The following is a 17,863-nucleotide window of genomic DNA, read 5'->3' on the forward strand; positions in this document are numbered from 1 at the left end:
AAAAGAAAAAATGGAAAAACGAAAAACAAGAAGGAAAGGGAGTTTGGAGAAATGGAATCTATGTCAATTTTTGAAGTAGTACGAATTAAACAGGAAATTAAGGAATCGCAGGAACAGTTTGTAAAATATTCTATCCGTTCACCTGAGGATCCTCAAAATTTAGCGGCTTCTTACATAGCGTAAGACCGGGAAGTGCTCCTTGTGTTAATGCTTAAAAAATACGTAGTGGGGTTACATAGAGCTTATATTGGGAGTTTAAATGCGAGTATTGTTCATCCGGTGTGAAATGCGCTATTCTAAATAATGCGGCCTCTAGTATGGTCAGCCATCAACACCCAAGCAGAGACCCCTTAAACATAGTATCCTAAACTAGAGTACTCTAAGTTCAAAGTTTAGGTTTAATGTATATCCTAAAAAAGATCTTATTTTTGTGTTTCAGATTGGGATAGAACGTTGGAATCAATCAGTATAGGAAGTATCTTTAAAGAAGTACCATCTGGACCATATCATAAGTAAAAGAAAGTTTCTTTGTGTAATTAAAGCCGGCTGCGATCAGTCGGCTTTATATTTATATCCAATTGCAATTATCGAATCACCTATTTATCGGGAAACCTCATTGTTTTTTATACTCTCTGCAAACAGGTTTTTAAACAAAACCTTCTAGTACAATTTTACCAATCGTCCTATTGCTCTCCAAAAGTTTGTGGGCTAGACGGAGATTTTCTGCTGAGATCGGTCCAAGGACTTCGGCCAGTGTTGTCTTTAATTTTTGATGGTCCACAGCATCAGCAATACGATTAAGCAATAGATGCTGCTCAATCATATCATCTGTTTCGTAAACAGGGCGAGTAAACATAAACTCCCACACGAAGGTGACGCTTTTTTGCTTAAGCAATTTGAGGTCCAGCGGAGAGGCTGGATCATCAATTGCGCACACAACTCCTTGCGGAGAAATAGCTTCGGTAATACCGGCCCAGTGTTTTTCCAAAGCATTAAGGCAAAAAATGTACGGAACGTTTGTAAATCCAATTGCTTGAAGTTGTGGAAGGAGCGGGTCATGGTGATTAATGGTATAGTCCGCGCCCATTGATTTAACCCAGCTAACAGTTTCCGACCGGGAAGCAGTCCCGATTACAGTAAGCCCCGCTTGTTTTGCAAGCTGAGTGGCAATGGAACCTACACCCCCGGCTGCACCAATGATCAGCAGAGCCTTTCCTTTGTTAGGGCCCGGATCTTGGGAAATAGACATTCGGGTAAATAACGCTTCCCAAGCTGTAATGGAGGTTAGGGGAAGAGCTGCGGCTTCCACAAATCTTAAGGAAACAGGTTTGCGCCCAACGATTCGTTCATCGACCAGATGGTATTCACTGTTTCCTCCTTGTCGTGCAATACTGCCAGCATAAAAAACTTCATCTCCCGGACGAAACAATGAACAGTCCGGTCCTGTCTCTTCGACGACTCCTGCTACATCCCAACCTAGAATTTTAGGAACTTCCTCAACTCTTTCCTTAGGAGCTCGTACCTTTGTATCAACAGGATTGACCGATATGGCCGAACCAATAACTTGAAGGTCAAACCCCTGCTCAATAAAAATTTGTGCGGGGCCCTTTCCATTAAAATTCTCTTTTACAGCTCTTATCTTAAAGTCGGGTGTATAAGAAATAGAACGTTCGGACACATGGTCCACATTCGGATTACTCTCTAATAATTTTATCTGAATCTCGTTAAATATAATTTTACTCATTTTAAATTTCCTCCGGTTATTCCTCTAAATGATTATAAACGGGTTTTTGTCCAGCGAACACAATAACCCGAATAAGGGACTTTTTTTAAGTGTCCATTATTCGGGTTATAGTTCAACAGTTAAGTGAAGGTGCTTCTTTTCTAATAGGTTTTGTAAAGCAACATTGTAGTAAGCTTATGCTTAATTGTTTAATTCCGAAATATCCATTTCTTTTATGATTTCTGCTATCCGAATTTTTCCCCATTCATACATCATTTCAACGATAGGAAGTAAAGTCATCCCCAATTCAGTCATGGAATATTCCACTTTCGGTGGAACTTCTGGATAAACCTCGCGATGAACTATTCCATCTTCCATCAGTTCTCTTAATTGATTCGTTAATATTTTATGAGATATTTTTGGAAAAAGCCTTTGGAGATCACTGAATCGATGTGGTCCTTCTACCCCCAAATGCCATAAAATAACAATTTTCCATTTACCACTTATAATTGATAAGGTAAGTTCTTTTTCACAATTATAATCACCATTTATGATCTTTTCTTTAACTTCATCTCTAAATGTATCAGGCATAAATTCTTACCTCCTTATTTGTATCATTTGTAACCTGTCGGTAACCTACTTACAAAAAAGTGCATTCTTCACAGTGAAGAAAACAAGCAGTAGAATGAAATGGTCGTCTTACCGGCAAATCTTTTTCATTAATGAGGAGGAACTACAAATGAGTAAAAAAGCACTTTTAATTATACCACCAGAACGTTTCAATGAAGACGAATTATTTCAACCAAAAGCGGAATTGGAAAGCAACGGAATTGATGTGACAATTGCAAGTACAAAAACAGGTGAAATCATAGGGGATTATGAAGGTAAAGCAACTGCTGAGGTCATTTTCTCAGACGTTTTTGCTTCTGACTATGATGTTGTTTCTGTTATTGGTGGATCTGGTACGAACGATCATCTATGGGAAAATAAAGAATTACAAGACTACTTGAAACAAGCGTATACTAATAAAGTTCTTGTAACAGGAATTTGTGCAGGTGCGGTTACTGTAGCTAAAACGGGTTTACTTAATGGAAGAGAAGCAACTTGCTATCCAGTAGATGTACAAAAAGACCAATTAAAAGCGAATAAAGTAACATATGTTGAAAAACATGTTGTTGCTCATGATGATATTATCACTGGTGATGGTCCAGATGGCGCTAAAGAATTTGGAGAAGCTTTAGTAAAAGCATTAAGCTAATTCTACATTTCCTCCCTGAATTTTCATATAATCGAAAGCCTGCGGAATTAATTCGTAGGCTTTCGGCTATCCAAATGTAAGAAAAATACACCAAAAATTAACTCTGATTCAATATGAACCGTGTTACGATATTTATAAAGTTTTACTAGGTCGTCTTTTAAAGGTATATTTTTTACACGATGCTGGGAGGGACATAAACTCCACCGCCACCTTAAAAACTTTATAAAAGAAAGACAAACTATTCATTATTAAGGGGGATGAAAATGGAGCATATTGTCATTACTGCTGTATTAAAACCAAAAGAAGGCCTGCAGGGGCAACTATTATCAGAACTCAAAAAGGTCCAAGCTGCATCAAGGGAAGAGGCGGGTTGTATAAAGTATGAGTTGCACCAATCTGAAGACCAAACTTTTGTTTTATATGAAGTGTGGAAGGATGAGGAAGCGCTGGAACACCATATTCAGTCGGCTCATTATCAGGAATACAGGAACAATATTGCAGACCTTGTATCAAATAGAGAAGTGTATAAGCTAAAAATAATGGAATAAGTTCACAAAGATTGAGTGGCGGAACCGTCGGAAAAACCTGTTATATGCAGGTTTTTTAGTCGTCTTTTTTAAGATGGGAGTTTTTCGCCGTATCTCCTTCGAAACAAATCTTTTGATTTGGACGGACCAGATGGCTAATATAGTAATATCGCGAATTACCGATTTGGCGTGATGCTTTCAGATCATCTATCCAGCTTCCATTGGGATAGTGATAATCGATATAGAAAGAGGCAAATGACATTGAAGCAGGAATTGGAACGCTTAAATGATGAACAAGCCGTTGAAATTTTTAAGGCATTGTCGAACCAGACGAGGGTGAGCATTCTTCAAATGTTAAAAGATCCCGACAGTCATTTTTCACCGCAAGCCCATATTATTGCTGATGAAGGATTTGAAGGCGGGGTTTGCGTAGGGGATATCCGAAGCAAGGCCGGGATTTCGCAATCCACTACTTCACAGTATTTATCGATTCTGCTGCAAAGCGGACTGGTTGAAATGAAGCGAATCGGACAATGGACGTATTATCGCCGTAATGAGGAGACGATTAAAAAGTTCGAAAAATACATTGGTACAAAAATATAAGGAGAATTGAAGTGAGTTTATTACAGCATCGAGCATTTAACAGATTGTACCAACAGGATAAAATGACGCTTGGTTTCGCGATTCCGACGGCAAGGATGTCCAAATATCCGATTATGGAAAATCAGCTGTCGCTTGCCCGCAAAATTGAAAACCATGGTTTCGCGGCATTGTGGCTTCGTGACGTTACGATTCAGAATTTGAATATTGATGATAATGGTCAAATGTATGATGTATGGATTTATTTGACCTATCTTGCGGCCCATACCAAGGATATTGCACTTGGGACGGCGAGTGTGGTCCTCCCGCTGCGCCATCCTGTCCGAGTGGCAAAGGAAGCATCATCTATTGACCGGTTGTTTCCTGAACGCCTGATCATGGGAGTGGCTTCAGGAGACCGGGATAAAGATTTCACAGCTTTGGGAATATCCAAGCTGGAAAGTGGAGGGCTGTTTAAAAAGAATTATGCATCCCTTGAACGGCTGTTAAAGGAGGACAATCCGACAATCAACAGCGATTTAGGCATCATCGATGGAACGGATATGAGAATGATCCCCAAACCTTTTTCTTCGATTCCGACCATGGTGACAGGATTCAGCAATCAATCGATTGAATGGATTGCCCAGAATGGGGACGGCTGGATCCAGTACCCGAGGATTTTCCCACAACAAACTCAATTGATTAACGAATATCGCGAGTTGTCGGAAATTCACGCTCCAGGAGTGTTTAAACCTTTCACTCAGACTTTATTTATCGATTTATCGGAAAATGCCGATTCGTTTCCTGTTCCGATTCCGTTAGGATTTCGTGTAGGGCGCAAACAGTTATTAGAAATTCTATATCAATTTCAATCCATTGGTGTCAATCACCTGGCATTTGTATTGTATTTTTCAAAGCGCCCTCCCGAGGAAGTCATCCAGGAGCTTGGAGAGTTTGTGTTGCCTTACTTTCCGACGCATAAAATTCCAGTATTAGATTAGTTTTTTAAAAAAATTAGATTGGGAAGAAGATGAACTTATGTCTAAACATGCAAATAAACTAAACGAAATTCCATTCTCGGTACTTGATCTTTCACCGATAACAGCCGGAAGTACTCCTGCTGACTCTTTCCGCCATACATTGGAACTCGCACAGCTTGCTGAAAAACTTGGTTACAACCGTTTTTGGCTCGCAGAACATCATAATATGCCGTTTATCGCCAGTTCCGCCACTTCTGTGGTGATGTCCCATGTGGCAGCAGGTACATCAAAAATCAGGATTGGTTCAGGAGGAATCATGCTGCCGAATCACGCACCGCTCGTCATCGCTGAGCAGTTTGGCACTCTTGAATCATTATATCCTGGGCGAATTGACCTTGGTCTGGGGCGGGCACCCGGTACAGATCAGGGGACCGCTCGTGCATTGAGACGCGACTTGGGAAGTACCGGAGATGACTTTCCTGAGCAATTAGCGGAACTCCGCGGTTACTTTGATCCATCACTGGCACAAGGGAACCCTATAAAAGCGATTCCAGGTGAAGGTTTGAATATTCCAGTCTGGCTGCTGGGTTCAAGCGGCTTCAGTGCGCAGCTGGCTGGAGAACTGGGTTTGCCATTCGCGTTTGCCGCCCATTTCTCGCCACTTAACACTCTGGGTGCTCTACAGATCTATCGCAAAGCGTTTAAGCCTTCGAATGTTCTCGATAAGCCGTATGCGATGGTGGCATTGAATATCATTACAGCAGAAACGGATAAAGAGGCAAAGCGCCTTTTTACAACAATACAGCAGCAATTTTTGAATCTGATGAGTGGCAACCTTACATCGCTTCAACCACCGGTAGATGACATATCCGAAGTGGCCAGCAGCTACCAATTAAAGGCTCTCGAGCAGCAATTAGGCTCATCGATTGTTGGCAGCCAGCAGACGGTAAAGGACAAGCTGCATACATTTTTGGAGGAGAGCCAGGCAGATGAAATCATGGCCATTGCCCAAGTTTACGACCACAAAGCTCGCCTGCATTCATACGAGCTTCTGGCAGAAATTACAAAAAGCGAAAGGTAAAAAGGAGGACATCAGCAAGGAAACCTTTTTGATTTTTCTAGGGAATTGAATATGGATGAAACCGTGAAATCAGGTTATGAGGTTGTTTACAGGATTCCTTAATTAAAAAGATAAAAGTTGTTAGAATAGGAGACAATGATATGAACTGCAAAATTAACCGAAATGCTGCTAAAGTGCTGAAACAAATGTTGGAAAGTGAAGAGGCTGAAGGGAAAATGGTTCGTGTCTACGTTACATTGGACCATGGGGACCATGCCCATTATGAAGTAAAACTTGATACGCCCACGGACCATGATGAAATTGTGAAAACAGACAAAGGCATTGATGTTTTACTTGATAAAAGGGAACCGTTTTTAGATGGGGTTTGGATCAAGTATTTCTATGTGCCGCAAGCAGGATTTGACATCACGAATTCTTCCAAAGGGCATCACCATCATTAAACACGTGACAGAGAGATACTAAATGTTTTTATACCTTCATATATCTAGCAGTATCATATACTAAACACAGTAGATTACTGTATTTATTGTGTTAAATGAGAATAATACCAACGATGCATTTACAATTATAAGGGGGCTCATCATAATGAGCAAAAAAATCGTGAATTTGCAAAAGCATTTATACAAGAAGGTAAACCTGTTTTTGCCATTTGCCATGGCCCACAAGTATTAATTGATACAGACCTATTAAAAGGCGTCGACATAACAGGTTTCAAATCAATAAGGAATGATCTCAAAAATGCAGGTGCTAACTACAAAGATGAAGAAGTTGTGGTAAGCAATAATATTGTAACAAGCCGTTTTCCGGATGACATTCCTGCCTTTAATCGTGAATCCTTAAAATTATTAGCTGAATAATAGCGTAAGTACTCAATAGTATCGTTTTAGAAATTAATATTTCACAATAAATTTCAATACAAAAAAGGTTTTAATAAGAAAGGGGTTTTACTATGTCATTAAATGGTAAACGAGTAGTTGTTTTAGGGGGTACTTCTGGTATTGGTTTAGCAACTGCCAAAGCGTTTCTCGATCAATCAGCTCAAGTGATCATTGCCAGCCGTTCTGTTTCCAAATTAAATGAAGCAAAACAAGTTCTTGGTGGCAATGTAGAAGGAAATGAAATCGATTTTCGAAGCGAAGAAAAAGTAGCAGAATTTTTCAGCAAGGTTGGAAAATTTGACCACCTTGTGGTAACAGCAGGAGAAGGCGCAATGGGGCACTTTAGCGAATTGCCTGTGGCAAGTGCTAAAGAGGCGTTTGATAGTAAGTTCTGGGGGCAATATATTACCGTCCGCTCAGCACTTCCATATTTAAACAATGAGAGCTCAATCACCTTAACCTCTGGTGTATATGGCGTTCGTCCTCCTCAAGGCGCTACTACGTTAGCGGCAATCAATTCAGCCATTGAAGGATTGGTTCGAGGACTTTCCGTAGACCTAGCCCCTATTAGGGTAAACGTGGTTTCACCTGGAATTGTAGACACTCCAATCTATGCAGGAATGCCAGATGATCAGAGGCAAGCACTGTTCAACGGCATTGCACAACAGCTCCCTGTTGGACGGATTGCAAAGCCGGAAGACATAGCTGAAACCTATGTATACCTTGCTAAAAATGGTTTTACTACTGGTACGGCTGTTCTTAATGATGGTGGAGCCCACTTAGTATAATGGCCTAAATGGATGTTGAATTGAAGCTTATCACCCTGCCAGGCAGCGGTTCTAACTAAAATAGAAATAAGTTTTCAACAAAAGATTGATTTTGTTAGGAAGCAAAATTATTTAACTGGTTGGTTCGGGAAACGTAGACCTATTAACGCAATTAAAATCAGTGGTGTGCATCTTAAAATGCAGAAAACAATGGTGAAAATGGTATTGGAGTTAGGATTCAGTCAAGTTTGTTAATCTAAAGAGGTACGAGATTCAATGGGACAAAGAAGAGACTTAACGGCAGATTACGCACGAATGATTAACGAAGTTGCCTTAATTGCTGAAGATGGTATAAGTATAAATCTATTAATAGAAAAGGGATGGATGGAACAACCTCCCTCTGCCAATGATCACGAAAGTTTGGCAAAGAATTAGATCATGGGAACTATATTTTTGACTGCCAAATTCCTGAGCACGTTCAGCCTGAAATGTTAGAACGAATGCTTAACATGATACCGGGAGTCGTTGAAAATGGGTTGTTTGTTGGAATGACTGACTTGGTGATCACTTTAGATCAATTAAAAAATGTGGTCATGTTAAGTAGGTAAGAACATAAGAGAGAGAATTTGAGTCCCTCTCTTCTCTTATTTTTTTTTATATCTTTACAATGATTCTACCTCTTGCTTGTCCTTTTAAAATAGTAGGCAAGTTTTGAGGTAATTCTTTAAGTGTAATTTCTTTCTGTATAATTTCAGAAAGAGTAGAAGGTTTTAAATCGGTTGTCATGCGATTCCATAGTTCTTGCCGAACATCCATTGGACAATAAACAGAATCAATACCGAGAAGGTTTATGCCACGTAAAATAAACGGAAACACGGAGGTAGGAATGCTTCCTCCACCAGTTAAACCACTGACCGCAACAGAACCATTGTATTGGATTTTACTTAAGATGGATGCAAGTGTCTCCCCCCCTACTGGATCAACCGCCGCAGCCCATATTTGTTTATCAAGGGGCTTGATTTTACCGTTAAAGACATCTTCACGAGAAATAATCTCTTTTGCACCGATCTTATGTAAAAAAGTATGCTCAGAATTTTTACCAGTACTAGCGACTACTTCGTATCCTCTTTTTGAAAGCATGGAAACAGCTAAACTACCTACGCCGCCAGTTGCTCCTGTAACAAGAACTTTGCCTTTTTCTGGTGTTAAACCGTTATCTTCTAACCTTTGAATGGAGAGGGCTGCAGTAATACCTGCTGTCCCCAAAATCATTGATTCTTTCAACGTTAAATTTTTGGGTAATTGGACAATCCAATCACCAGGAATTCGGGCAAATTCACTATAACCACCATAATGGGAAACACCAATTTCATAGCTTGTTGCAATGACTTCGTCCCCTTCACGGAAACGTGGGTCTTGAGAGGATACGACTACCCCTGCTAAATCAATACCTGGAATAAAGGGATAGGTTGTAATGATTTTCCCATTCGGAATACTTGCTAAACCATCTTTATAGTTTATAGCAGAATAAACAACTTTGATTAAAACATCACCTTGAGGTAACTCATTTAAGGTAATATTTTTGACTTGAACAGAAAAATCGTTTTCATTTTTATCAATCATCAATGCTTTAAATTGTTCCATTTTTTTTAACTCCTTTCTTGAGCAGCAGAATAGAATTCTGTATTCACTGCTAATATATAATGTATGGAAGTATATTACAAGTACATACTTTTATTTCATATAGTGAAAAAAGTATACTGTGAGTTATAATAAATATTGAGGTGAAGTGAAATGTCACGAATGCAGGATAAAATGTTTAATTGTGAAAAAGAATTAACTCTTTCCGTTATCGGTGGTAAATGGAAGATGCTTATATTATGGCATCTAGGCAAAGAGGGAACGAAGCGATTTGGTGAACTGAAAGCTCTTATGCCAGGGATCACACAGAGAATGCTAGTTAATCAATTGCGAGAACTGGAAGAAGACTTGATTGTAAAACGCGAAGTCTATCCCGTGGTTCCTCCAAAAGTAGAATACTCCCTTACTGAACAAGGGAGAAGCTTGATGCCGATTCTCGATGCTATGTATAACTGGGGAAAAGATTATATGGAAACAGCTGGGTTGAAACCTTTAGTAAGTCAAGAGTCGATTAGATAAATTTTAACTGGTAATCTAAGGTTGACTCCGGCCAAGGGGGGGCAACCTAATTTCATGATAATTTAATAATTATTTTTAGTATTTTGTAGTGCCTTGTTCACTTTAGAAAAAGTATAATAATAATTCTTCTTTTTAGTGTGGAAAAGAAAAGATAATTTTTTCCTAATAAAATAAGGTAGGGGAAACTAAATAAATTTTACAGTATAGTTTTTTTCACTATGTAATGAAGAAGTGCGTACTTGTTCAAATTTTTCATTTCGCTATTGATAGGATTAAATGATTTTTACAAAGGATTGTATGCAAATGAGAGTATCAGCCGTTCGGTATTATCATCATACCATTAGCTCTTGAATCGAGGAAAAAGGTATTAGGTAGTAAAGGATTAATTTGGGGGATTGTTGTTATTTTTATAAGTGTAGTGACTGTGTATGAGCCAGGTGGGAAGGTCAAAATGCCGGAGCCGGCTAGTGGAAACCAGAAATCAACAAACACCTTTAACAAGTGGGGGCGACTAATGCCCGGGATGAAAAAATTTTTCATTGCTGACTTATGCTTGTAAAAAGAAGCCATGCTTATCTTTAGCACGGCTCTTCTCATTTCCACCACTGCCACCATTTCTTTTGCTCTGCGGCTGCGATTTGCTTTCTTGTTTCTTCATCAATCATTAGCCCGCGTTCCTTCTCCTGGTGCTCCATCCGGTCTACATACTTCCATATTTGATTAATTTTCTCTTCTTGCTTAGCTTCCCGTACTGCCTTCTCCTTCAAAAGCTTGATTAATTCTACGTTTATTTCCTCCAAATGTTCTATACGATTCAATAGCTCATTAGTATTAGTATTCTGCTCAGCATCGCCATCATTAATTGACTGTATGGGCACTTCTTCCTTAAAGGTTACCGAATTATTTTCTTCAGTAACCAGATTATTTTCTTCATAGGCCAATGCCAGTACTGCTTCGACAGAACGGTCCATCGTCATACCCTCTTGTTTAGTGAATTCGATTATTTTGCGGAGGGTGAGAACATCCTTATCAAAATATGTTCTATGTCCTCTACTATTACGCTGAACGAGATACCCATGACCTTCCAAGTGGGTAGCATACTTCCGTAATGTAATTGCATCAATTCCAAGCAATTCCTGTACGTCACTAGGTGTATAAATGATCGTCATAACACTGCACCTCCAATTTAACATTTCTATAATTCATTGAGAATTTCCTTTTATTTGTTAGAAAATCAATCTTCTGAACTATATAGATGTTTTCTTTATTTGATGGTCAATTCAGTCACTGATAATCAGTAATGGGATTTATAGGTTAAGCATTATATGGAAGGATATGGCTAAAAAAGTTAGAATGTCTGAGATATATTCTCGAGTTTGGATGACATTCCTTAATACAGCAAAATACACCGTTTTTTCGACTTTGTGTGACCCAGCATTCAATGATAAGATGAAACCTACATTAAAGAACAATTCGCCAAGTGAAAAAAACTGAAAGGAATGATTTTGTTATTAATCATTTACAATTAAGTTATACGAGCGAAATGGAAAAAGCGATGCGTAGTGCCCATGGAGTAGGTTATGAAGACTACAGTAGAAATCATACAGTGAGAATGAGAGTCGAAAAACGCCGTAAAAAGGACTATATTAGGTGTCGTAGAATGACTGCGGATTTAGACAGACTTGCTCATTATAATAATCGCTTAAAGGTATGAATGAAAAGGGAAACCAATGTGAATAAACCACACTGGTTTCCCTTTTTTTACTTTTAAATAATAGGCTGTGTTAAAGATTAATGTTGATATTAACACTCTGTTGACCTTCGTTTCAGGCACGAAGACTCCTGCGGGAGTACGGGGCAGGGGAGACCCCGCAGGAGCAAAGCGACGAGGAGGCTCCCCGGCACGCCCGCGGAAAGCGAAGTGCCTGGAACGGAAATCAACAGACTTGTTTAACACAGCCAAATAATAAAAAAGAGAAGACAGTTTCAGTAATTGAAGGTGAGTTTTTTTTACTATTTTTTTATCAGATAAATAGGTGTATCTTAACTGGACAATATATTTATAGTTAAGTAGACTACAACTAAATCAAAAATGCCGCCTTTTTTTTCGATCTGGAAAAAAATTTTTGGTCTGCGATTATTGGAAAGCATCAGGAAAAATCCTGCCACCTAAATTACTATAGAGGAGAAATGAACATGTTAGAATTTGATACATCTATGGACCAACTCGCCACGATTAAAGTCATCGGTGTAGGCGGCGGGGGAAATAACGCCGTGAATCGTATGATTGAAGAAGGCGTTGAGGGTGTAGAATTTATTGCCGTTAATACCGATGCACAAGCTCTTCATCAATCAAAAGCAGCCGTCACAATGCAAATCGGTACAGCATTGACAAGGGGTTTGGGAGCAGGAGCAAATCCGGAAATAGGCAGAAGAGCTGTGGAAGAAAGTAAACAGCAAATCAAGGAAGTGCTGGAAGGCGCAGATATGGTTTTTGTTACAGCAGGAATGGGTGGAGGTACAGGAACAGGCGCAGCGCCTGCCATAGCTGAAATTGCCCGAAATCTTGGTGCCCTGACAATTGGGGTTGTAACACGTCCGTTTAAATTTGAAGGCAAAAAGCGTGCAACGAACGCAGAAAATGGAATTAGCGGTATGAGGGAAGCGGTAGACACCTTGATTATTATCCCTAACGATCGCTTATTAGAGATAGTAGATAAAAAGACACCGATGATTGAAGCTTTCCGTGAAGCGGATAATGTACTACGACAAGGTGTTCAAGGAATTTCCGATTTAATTGCTGTACCAGGTTTAATCAATCTAGATTTTGCTGACGTGAAGACGGTTATGTCCCATAAGGGAACTGCGTTAATGGGTATTGGGATTGCCAAAGGTAAAGATCGTGCTGTTGAGGCTGCACAGAAAGCTTTAAATAGTCCATTACTTGAAACTTCGATTAATGGTGCTCATGGTGTAATCATGAACATAACTGGGGGGAATAATTTAAGTCTGTTTGAAGTACAGGAGGCAGCAGATATCGTTGCTTCTGCTTCTCATGAAGAATTAAATATGATTTTTGGTTCAGTTATAAACGAGAACTTAGTAGAAGAAATTATTGTGACGGTTATTGCCACTGGTTTCACTGAGAAAGAAGATATAATAATTCCAACAGCTACCCAGCCGTCAATTGAAGAAATACCCAATCCATATCAAAGGGAGCAACGAGTACAACGTAATCAAATCCACCGAAGTGAACCAATGCAAGATTATGACAGACACCCAGAACAGTCTGAAGAATCTCTAGATATTCCAGCGTTCTTGCGTAATCGAAGAAGAAGATTTTGATATAATAGAAAATCCCTAAGCGGTAGATATACAAAGTCTATCTAGCTTGGGATTTTTTATTGTCAGTATTAATATGGTACGGTTTTCATTGCTGATATCATGGTTGTTTAAGAAGAGATTTTTGTTTTAGTTCTAAAGGATGCTACTACAATATGCTTAGAGGATACGAATTAGTTTTTTTATTTCATCGTTCTCGATTCTCTCAAAAAGTTAGAGCCAACGTCTTTTTCTAGTAAAGGGGGCAAGGTATTTTGTGAATTTAAAGGAGCGAGAATTGGCAATCTTTAAACCAATGGTATGGGCATCGCTTTCTATGCGTTGCCGTTGCATATTCCTTTGTTCCTCATCAGAAGCATCAAGTAAAAGTTCCGTATTGTACCAAACATTTGTCCTGCAGTGAGTCAGGATGAAGGAGGACAGTAATTCATCTCTTTGGCCGAATAGATGGTCAATAATTCGGATGAACCGTCCATAATGAGCGGACAACTCATCCTGTACAAGATCAATTAAATCTTCTAGTACATCGTTTAGTCGATCATGATCTTTGCGGCGTCGCAGCATAATCCGAGCATCGGGCCATACATGATCATCGTTAAGTACTTTATACATCACCATGGGTAAATCGCTATTGATGTGAGCGTTTATGCCAAGTAATGCGTCCTGAAGGACTAACCCTTGCTTTTCAGAAGCCAAACGAAAGGCAAGATCCCATGCTGGAGGGCATGCTAAACCTGCTTCATAGGCATCAATTGCATTAAAATAGTAATGGGCGAATCCCACAAGAACACGCTCCATCCAAACTGAATCTAAGAAAAAATCAGATGAAAGACGCTTTTGCATTTCCTTGGTCATTAGAAGATAGACATGATGGAATACAACCCGATGATCTTCATTTCTTTGAAAAACCACAAGTTTCTCTTTCATTGCCTCAATTACCTCATTAATCGTTTGCATTGACTCTGTCTGTTTACTTGCCAATCCCATGCTCATTTCCCCTCCTGGAGCTTGAACGGAACGAATTAATACTTCTGTACTATTTCTATGATTAAATCTAATGAATATTGCGAATTTTTATGACTTTTATAACTCTTGTAATAATGCAATACCATTCTAGTATGTTATAATACTATCAAATTAAAATGAGGCGGGAGGGAATGTTATGATTATTCGAAGCAAAGCGAATGTGGAGCAGTTTTGTGAGAGATTTGGTGATTTGGCGAGCTGGGATGGTTCTAAACACTACATCGCCATAGAAGATGAAGAAAATAATGGAGTACTTACGTTTATGCAATATCCTGATGGTACACTGACTGCACATAGGAAATATCAAACGTATTGGGATATAAAGGAATTCCCAGTTGATACTAAAGATATTTGGCGGTATAGAAAAGTAATAAATTATTTCTTGAAAAATACTGATAATTAATATAGGCGACTCTGATTTTTCGGAGTCGTTTTCATCTTCTTGCAAACTCTATTTGTTATGCATTAAACACTTCATTTATGAAAAACTACAAGAGAGCCAAAACATTGAAAGAAAGAGGTGAAAATGTGAATGTAACAAATCCTACAGATTATGAAGTACACCTTTTTCATGAAGGAAGTTTGTATGAAAGCTACAAAGTATTTGGTGCTCATCTTGAAACGCAAAATGGGGTAAAGGGTACTCGCTTCTCTGTTTGGGCTCCTCATGCTATTGAAGTTAAAGTGGTCGGAAACTTCAATAAATGGGATGGCAGCAATCATGGAATGTCTAAGCTCAATAACGAAGGAATATGGTCCATATTTATACCAGGCCTCCTAGAAGATGAAATCTATAAGTATCAAATTTATACAGCCGCCGGAAATACGTTCTTAAAAGCAGATCCCTATGCATTTTATTCAGAGCTCAGGCCTCACACTGCTTCTGTTATTTATAATATTGAAGGATATAATTGGAAGGATCAAAAATGGTTCGAAAATAAAAGAAAGAAAAGTGTTTACGAAGAACCACTTGCCATTTACGAGGTTCATTTAGGTTCTTGGAGGAAAAAGGATAAGGAAACATTTTATACATATAGAGAGTTAGCTGATGAACTGATTCCATACGTGCTTGAGCATCATTTTACACATATTGAAATGATGCCGCTCGTTGAACATCCGTATGATCGTTCATGGGGATACCAAGGAACAGGATACTTTTCTTCAACAAGTCGATATGGCAGCCCACACGATTTAATGTATTTTATCGACCAATGCCATCAAAACGGTATCGGTGTTATTCTTGATTGGGTTCCTGGACATTTCTGTAAGGATGCCCATGGTTTATATATGTTTGATGGTCGGCCTGTCTATGAATATAAAGATGTATTTGTCCGAGAGAATGAGGTGTGGGGAACAGCAAATTTTGATTTGGGGAAAGGTGAAGTAAAAAGCTTTTTAATTTCTAACGCCTTATTTTGGATGAAATACTACCACGTTGATGGATTTCGTGTGGATGCGGTTGCCAATATGTTGTACTGGAATGCAGGGGGGATTTTTCAAAAAAATGAATATGCAGTTTCCTTCTTACGAAATCTGAATAAAGTGGTTTTTGAGACAGATCCTACAGTCTTAATGATTGCAGAAGATTCGACAGATTGGCCGCTTGTTACAGGACCTACTTATGAAGGTGGTTTAGGCTTTAACTATAAATGGAATATGGGTTGGATGAATGATATTTTGAAATATATGGAGGCGGAACCTCGGGATAGAAAGTATTTGCATGATAAAGTAACTTTCTCCATTATGTATGCTTACTCTGAAAACTTCGTCCTACCTTTCTCACATGATGAAGTTGTACACGGTAAAAAGTCACTTTTAAATAAAATGCCGGGCGATTATTGGCGGAAATTTGCCCAGCTACGCTTATTATATGGGTTTCTAATGGCACACCCCGGTAAAAAGCTCCTATTTATGGGTGGAGAATTTGGTCAGTTTGATGAATGGAAGGATTTAGAGGATTTAGATTGGGAATTACACGATTTTGAGATGCACCGGGTTTTGAATGGTTACTTTAAAGAATTGATGCGGTTCTACAAACGTATGAAAGCATTGTGGGAGCTTGATCATTCAATTGAAGGATTCGAGTGGATTGATGCTAATAACAGAGATCAAAGTATTTTCTCTTTTATAAGAAAAGGAAAAAAAGAAAGTGATCTTCTTGTTATCGTGTGTAATTTTACAGAGGTCGTCTATGAAAACTTCAAAGTTGGGGTACCAGCCTACACATATTACAATGAGATTTTTAATAGTGATGCGGTTTCCTTTGGTGGCTCTGGGCAAATAAATAAAAAGAAGATCAAATCCGTTGATAAAGCGTTTCATAACCAGACAAGTCATCTAGAAATGACTATTCCGCCTTTCGGTATATCCATCTTACGACCAGTGAAAACAAGAAAGGGGAGTAAAAGATATGGTAAAGAAAAAACAGTGCGTAGCCATGCTGCTAGCAGGCGGTCAAGGTAGCCGATTGAGTGCATTAACAAGAGATAAAGCAAAGCCGGCGGTTTCATTTGGAGGGAAATATCGAATTATTGATTTTCCATTAAGTAACTGCACAAATTCAGGAATTGATACGGTTGGAGTATTGACTCAATATCTGCCCCTTGTATTGCATACTTATATAGGAATTGGAAACGCCTGGGATTTAGATAGAATTAGTGGCGGCGTTACCGTTTTGCCTCCCTATTCGGAGACGGCAGGTCTTAGGTGGTATAAAGGTACGGCAAACGCGATTTATCAGAATATAAATTATTTAAAACAATACAATCCAGAATACGTCCTCATTCTGTCTGGAGACCATATTTATAAAATGGATTATTCTAAAATGCTCGCTTATCATATTGATAAGGAGGCAGATGTTTCCATCTCTGTCATTGAGGTCCCTTGGGAGGAAGCAAGCCGTTTTGGGATTATGAATACAAATGTGGATTTAGACATTATTGAGTTTGAGGAAAAACCGAAAGATCCAAAAAGTAACTTAGCATCGATGGGTATATACATTTTTAAATGGCCGGTTTTAAAAACCTTTTTAGAAATGGATGATAAAAACCCTGAATCATCCAATGATTTTGGCAAGGATATAATTCCACTACTACTCGAAGAAAAGAAAAAGGTTGTGGCTTATCCATTCAAGGGTTACTGGAAGGATGTTGGGACTGTAGGCAGCCTGTGGGAGGCTAATATGGACTTATTAAAAGAGGAAACGGACTTGGATCTTTATGACCGGAATTGGAGAGTCTACTCGGTTAATCCAAACCAGCCGCCACAATATATCGCGCCGACTGCTCACATCGAAGAATCATTAATAAATGAAGGCTGTATTGTAGAAGGGTCAATTAAGCATTCCGTTTTGTTCCAAGGAGTTAAAGTGGAAGAAGGAAGTGTGATCCATGACTCTGTGATCATGCCAGATGCCCGAGTCGGGAAAAATGCGGTGATTGAGCGCGCTATTATCGCTCCAGGAATGAAAGTGGAGGACAATGCCGTTATTCGCCCTTCAAAGAACAGTGATGCCGTCATATTGTATGCGGAGGAAGATTAGT

Annotated in this window: 19 protein-coding genes and 3 pseudogenes; 17 read left to right on the forward strand and 5 right to left on the reverse strand. The window is 39.0% G+C overall.

Annotation, left to right across the window (positions count from 1 at the left end; translation table 11 throughout):
- Positions 1 to 51 precede the first annotated feature (51 nt).
- A complete protein-coding gene (locus AC4QJR_RS10340) occupies positions 52 to 183 on the forward strand; it encodes a hypothetical protein (protein ID WP_496526096.1) in 132 nt (43 codons plus the stop codon).
- A gap of 463 nt (positions 184 to 646) precedes the next feature.
- Here the strand turns inward: AC4QJR_RS10340 and AC4QJR_RS10345 are convergent, their stop codons facing one another.
- Entirely contained in the window at positions 647 to 1,744 is a 1,098-nt protein-coding gene (locus tag AC4QJR_RS10345; protein ID WP_496526097.1) for a zinc-binding alcohol dehydrogenase family protein, read from the reverse strand.
- A 180-nt stretch (positions 1,745 to 1,924) separates the two neighbouring features.
- Entirely contained in the window at positions 1,925 to 2,314 is a 390-nt protein-coding gene (locus AC4QJR_RS10350; protein WP_496526098.1) for a winged helix-turn-helix transcriptional regulator, read from the reverse strand.
- Positions 2,315 to 2,462: 148 nt separating this feature from the next.
- Here AC4QJR_RS10350 and AC4QJR_RS10355 point away from each other — a divergent pair, with 148 nt between their 5' ends.
- From AC4QJR_RS10355 to AC4QJR_RS10400, 10 genes and pseudogenes are all read left to right on the forward strand, one after another.
- Positions 2,463 to 2,981 carry a DJ-1/PfpI family protein gene (locus tag AC4QJR_RS10355; protein WP_496526099.1) on the forward strand — a complete coding sequence of 173 codons (519 nt, stop codon included), beginning with the start codon at positions 2,463 to 2,465 and terminating at the stop codon, positions 2,979 to 2,981.
- Between the two features lie 263 nt (positions 2,982 to 3,244).
- Positions 3,245 to 3,529, forward strand: a complete 285-nt coding sequence (locus AC4QJR_RS10360; RefSeq protein ID WP_496526100.1) for a putative quinol monooxygenase — start codon at positions 3,245 to 3,247, stop codon at positions 3,527 to 3,529.
- 234 nt (positions 3,530 to 3,763) lie between these two features.
- Positions 3,764 to 4,111 carry an ArsR/SmtB family transcription factor gene (locus AC4QJR_RS10365; protein ID WP_101647966.1) on the forward strand — a complete coding sequence of 116 codons (348 nt, stop codon included), beginning with the start codon at positions 3,764 to 3,766 and terminating at the stop codon, positions 4,109 to 4,111.
- Positions 4,112 to 4,122: 11 nt separating this feature from the next.
- Positions 4,123 to 5,088 carry a TIGR03571 family LLM class oxidoreductase gene (locus AC4QJR_RS10370; RefSeq protein WP_496526101.1) on the forward strand — a complete coding sequence of 322 codons (966 nt, stop codon included), beginning with the start codon at positions 4,123 to 4,125 and terminating at the stop codon, positions 5,086 to 5,088.
- A 37-nt stretch (positions 5,089 to 5,125) separates the two neighbouring features.
- Positions 5,126 to 6,148: an LLM class flavin-dependent oxidoreductase gene (locus AC4QJR_RS10375; RefSeq protein WP_496526102.1), complete on the forward strand. Its 1,023-nt coding sequence runs from the start codon at positions 5,126 to 5,128 to the stop codon at positions 6,146 to 6,148.
- A 140-nt stretch (positions 6,149 to 6,288) separates the two neighbouring features.
- A complete protein-coding gene (locus AC4QJR_RS10380) occupies positions 6,289 to 6,588 on the forward strand; it encodes an iron-sulfur cluster assembly accessory protein (RefSeq protein WP_192654929.1) in 300 nt (99 codons plus the stop codon).
- 153 nt (positions 6,589 to 6,741) lie between these two features.
- Positions 6,742 to 7,005, forward strand: a pseudogene (gene yraA / locus AC4QJR_RS10385) (cysteine protease YraA); the annotation flags it as partial.
- A 92-nt stretch (positions 7,006 to 7,097) separates the two neighbouring features.
- Positions 7,098 to 7,814, forward strand: coding sequence for an SDR family oxidoreductase (locus tag AC4QJR_RS10390; protein ID WP_496526103.1), 717 nt, complete (start codon positions 7,098 to 7,100; stop codon positions 7,812 to 7,814).
- Positions 7,815 to 7,892: 78 nt separating this feature from the next.
- Positions 7,893 to 8,228, forward strand: a pseudogene (locus AC4QJR_RS10395) (DUF3231 family protein); the annotation flags it as partial.
- 11 nt (positions 8,229 to 8,239) lie between these two features.
- Positions 8,240 to 8,401 (forward strand): annotated as a pseudogene (locus tag AC4QJR_RS10400) (ribose-5-phosphate isomerase A); the annotation flags it as partial.
- A gap of 46 nt (positions 8,402 to 8,447) precedes the next feature.
- Here the strand turns inward: AC4QJR_RS10400 and AC4QJR_RS10405 are convergent.
- The gene (locus tag AC4QJR_RS10405; protein ID WP_251455819.1) at positions 8,448 to 9,437 is read right to left on the reverse strand and encodes an NADPH:quinone oxidoreductase family protein; all 990 of its coding nucleotides are present in this window, start codon (positions 9,435 to 9,437) and stop codon (positions 8,448 to 8,450) included.
- Between the two features lie 150 nt (positions 9,438 to 9,587).
- Between AC4QJR_RS10405 and hxlR the strand changes: the two genes are divergently transcribed.
- Positions 9,588 to 9,953: a transcriptional activator HxlR gene (gene hxlR / locus AC4QJR_RS10410; protein WP_098575191.1), complete on the forward strand. Its 366-nt coding sequence runs from the start codon at positions 9,588 to 9,590 to the stop codon at positions 9,951 to 9,953.
- 593 nt (positions 9,954 to 10,546) lie between these two features.
- Here hxlR and AC4QJR_RS10415 read toward each other — a convergent pair.
- Positions 10,547 to 11,122: a MerR family transcriptional regulator gene (locus AC4QJR_RS10415; protein ID WP_496526104.1), complete on the reverse strand. Its 576-nt coding sequence runs from the start codon at positions 11,120 to 11,122 to the stop codon at positions 10,547 to 10,549.
- A gap of 386 nt (positions 11,123 to 11,508) precedes the next feature.
- On the opposite strand from AC4QJR_RS10415, the gene AC4QJR_RS10420 reads away from it, so the two are divergent.
- Together AC4QJR_RS10420 and ftsZ are read left to right on the forward strand one after the other, a co-directional pair.
- Positions 11,509 to 11,667 (forward strand): YuzK family famiily protein, encoded by a 159-nt coding sequence (locus AC4QJR_RS10420; RefSeq protein WP_483861185.1) that lies wholly within the window; start codon positions 11,509 to 11,511, stop codon positions 11,665 to 11,667.
- 482 nt (positions 11,668 to 12,149) lie between these two features.
- A complete protein-coding gene (gene ftsZ, locus AC4QJR_RS10425) occupies positions 12,150 to 13,298 on the forward strand; it encodes a cell division protein FtsZ (RefSeq protein ID WP_496526105.1) in 1,149 nt (382 codons plus the stop codon).
- A 210-nt stretch (positions 13,299 to 13,508) separates the two neighbouring features.
- Here the strand turns inward: ftsZ and AC4QJR_RS10430 are convergent, their stop codons facing one another.
- Positions 13,509 to 14,288 (reverse strand): DUF5995 family protein, encoded by a 780-nt coding sequence (locus AC4QJR_RS10430; RefSeq protein ID WP_496526106.1) that lies wholly within the window; start codon positions 14,286 to 14,288, stop codon positions 13,509 to 13,511.
- 169 nt (positions 14,289 to 14,457) lie between these two features.
- On the opposite strand from AC4QJR_RS10430, the gene AC4QJR_RS10435 reads away from it, so the two are divergent.
- From AC4QJR_RS10435 to AC4QJR_RS10445, 3 genes are all read left to right on the forward strand, one after another.
- The gene (locus AC4QJR_RS10435) at positions 14,458 to 14,724 is read left to right on the forward strand and encodes a hypothetical protein (RefSeq protein ID WP_098575195.1); all 267 of its coding nucleotides are present in this window, start codon (positions 14,458 to 14,460) and stop codon (positions 14,722 to 14,724) included.
- Between the two features lie 125 nt (positions 14,725 to 14,849).
- On the forward strand, positions 14,850 to 16,784 hold the full coding sequence (gene glgB / locus AC4QJR_RS10440) for a 1,4-alpha-glucan branching enzyme (protein ID WP_496526107.1): 1,935 nt from the start codon (positions 14,850 to 14,852) through the stop codon (positions 16,782 to 16,784).
- The gene (locus tag AC4QJR_RS10445; protein ID WP_496526108.1) at positions 16,732 to 17,862 is read left to right on the forward strand and encodes a glucose-1-phosphate adenylyltransferase; all 1,131 of its coding nucleotides are present in this window, start codon (positions 16,732 to 16,734) and stop codon (positions 17,860 to 17,862) included. The genes glgB and AC4QJR_RS10445 overlap by 53 nt, the downstream gene beginning before the upstream one ends.
- Position 17,863 lies beyond the last annotated feature (1 nt).

It is taken from the genome of Neobacillus sp. BP17 (assembly GCF_059579525.1).

What these genes read in the sequence shown, in the direction of transcription:
- AC4QJR_RS10340 (WP_496526096.1), top strand. Translation starts at nt 52, where the DNA reads ATGGAATCTATGTCAATTTTTGAAGTAGTACGAATTAAACAGGAAATT.
- AC4QJR_RS10345 (WP_496526097.1), bottom strand. Translation starts at nt 1,744, where the DNA reads ATGAGTAAAATTATATTTAACGAGATTCAGATAAAATTATTAGAGAGT.
- AC4QJR_RS10350 (WP_496526098.1), bottom strand. Translation starts at nt 2,314, where the DNA reads ATGCCTGATACATTTAGAGATGAAGTTAAAGAAAAGATCATAAATGGT.
- AC4QJR_RS10355 (WP_496526099.1), top strand. Translation starts at nt 2,463, where the DNA reads ATGAGTAAAAAAGCACTTTTAATTATACCACCAGAACGTTTCAATGAA.
- AC4QJR_RS10360 (WP_496526100.1), top strand. Translation starts at nt 3,245, where the DNA reads ATGGAGCATATTGTCATTACTGCTGTATTAAAACCAAAAGAAGGCCTG.
- AC4QJR_RS10365 (WP_101647966.1), top strand. Translation starts at nt 3,764, where the DNA reads ATGACATTGAAGCAGGAATTGGAACGCTTAAATGATGAACAAGCCGTT.
- AC4QJR_RS10375 (WP_496526102.1), top strand. Translation starts at nt 5,126, where the DNA reads ATGTCTAAACATGCAAATAAACTAAACGAAATTCCATTCTCGGTACTT.
- AC4QJR_RS10380 (WP_192654929.1), top strand. Translation starts at nt 6,289, where the DNA reads ATGAACTGCAAAATTAACCGAAATGCTGCTAAAGTGCTGAAACAAATG.
- AC4QJR_RS10390 (WP_496526103.1), top strand. Translation starts at nt 7,098, where the DNA reads ATGTCATTAAATGGTAAACGAGTAGTTGTTTTAGGGGGTACTTCTGGT.
- AC4QJR_RS10405 (WP_251455819.1), bottom strand. Translation starts at nt 9,437, where the DNA reads ATGGAACAATTTAAAGCATTGATGATTGATAAAAATGAAAACGATTTT.
- hxlR (WP_098575191.1), top strand. Translation starts at nt 9,588, where the DNA reads ATGTCACGAATGCAGGATAAAATGTTTAATTGTGAAAAAGAATTAACT.
- AC4QJR_RS10415 (WP_496526104.1), bottom strand. Translation starts at nt 11,122, where the DNA reads ATGACGATCATTTATACACCTAGTGACGTACAGGAATTGCTTGGAATT.
- AC4QJR_RS10420 (WP_483861185.1), top strand. Translation starts at nt 11,509, where the DNA reads ATGCGTAGTGCCCATGGAGTAGGTTATGAAGACTACAGTAGAAATCAT.
- ftsZ (WP_496526105.1), top strand. Translation starts at nt 12,150, where the DNA reads ATGTTAGAATTTGATACATCTATGGACCAACTCGCCACGATTAAAGTC.
- AC4QJR_RS10430 (WP_496526106.1), bottom strand. Translation starts at nt 14,288, where the DNA reads ATGAGCATGGGATTGGCAAGTAAACAGACAGAGTCAATGCAAACGATT.
- AC4QJR_RS10435 (WP_098575195.1), top strand. Translation starts at nt 14,458, where the DNA reads ATGATTATTCGAAGCAAAGCGAATGTGGAGCAGTTTTGTGAGAGATTT.
- AC4QJR_RS10445 (WP_496526108.1), top strand. Translation starts at nt 16,732, where the DNA reads ATGGTAAAGAAAAAACAGTGCGTAGCCATGCTGCTAGCAGGCGGTCAA.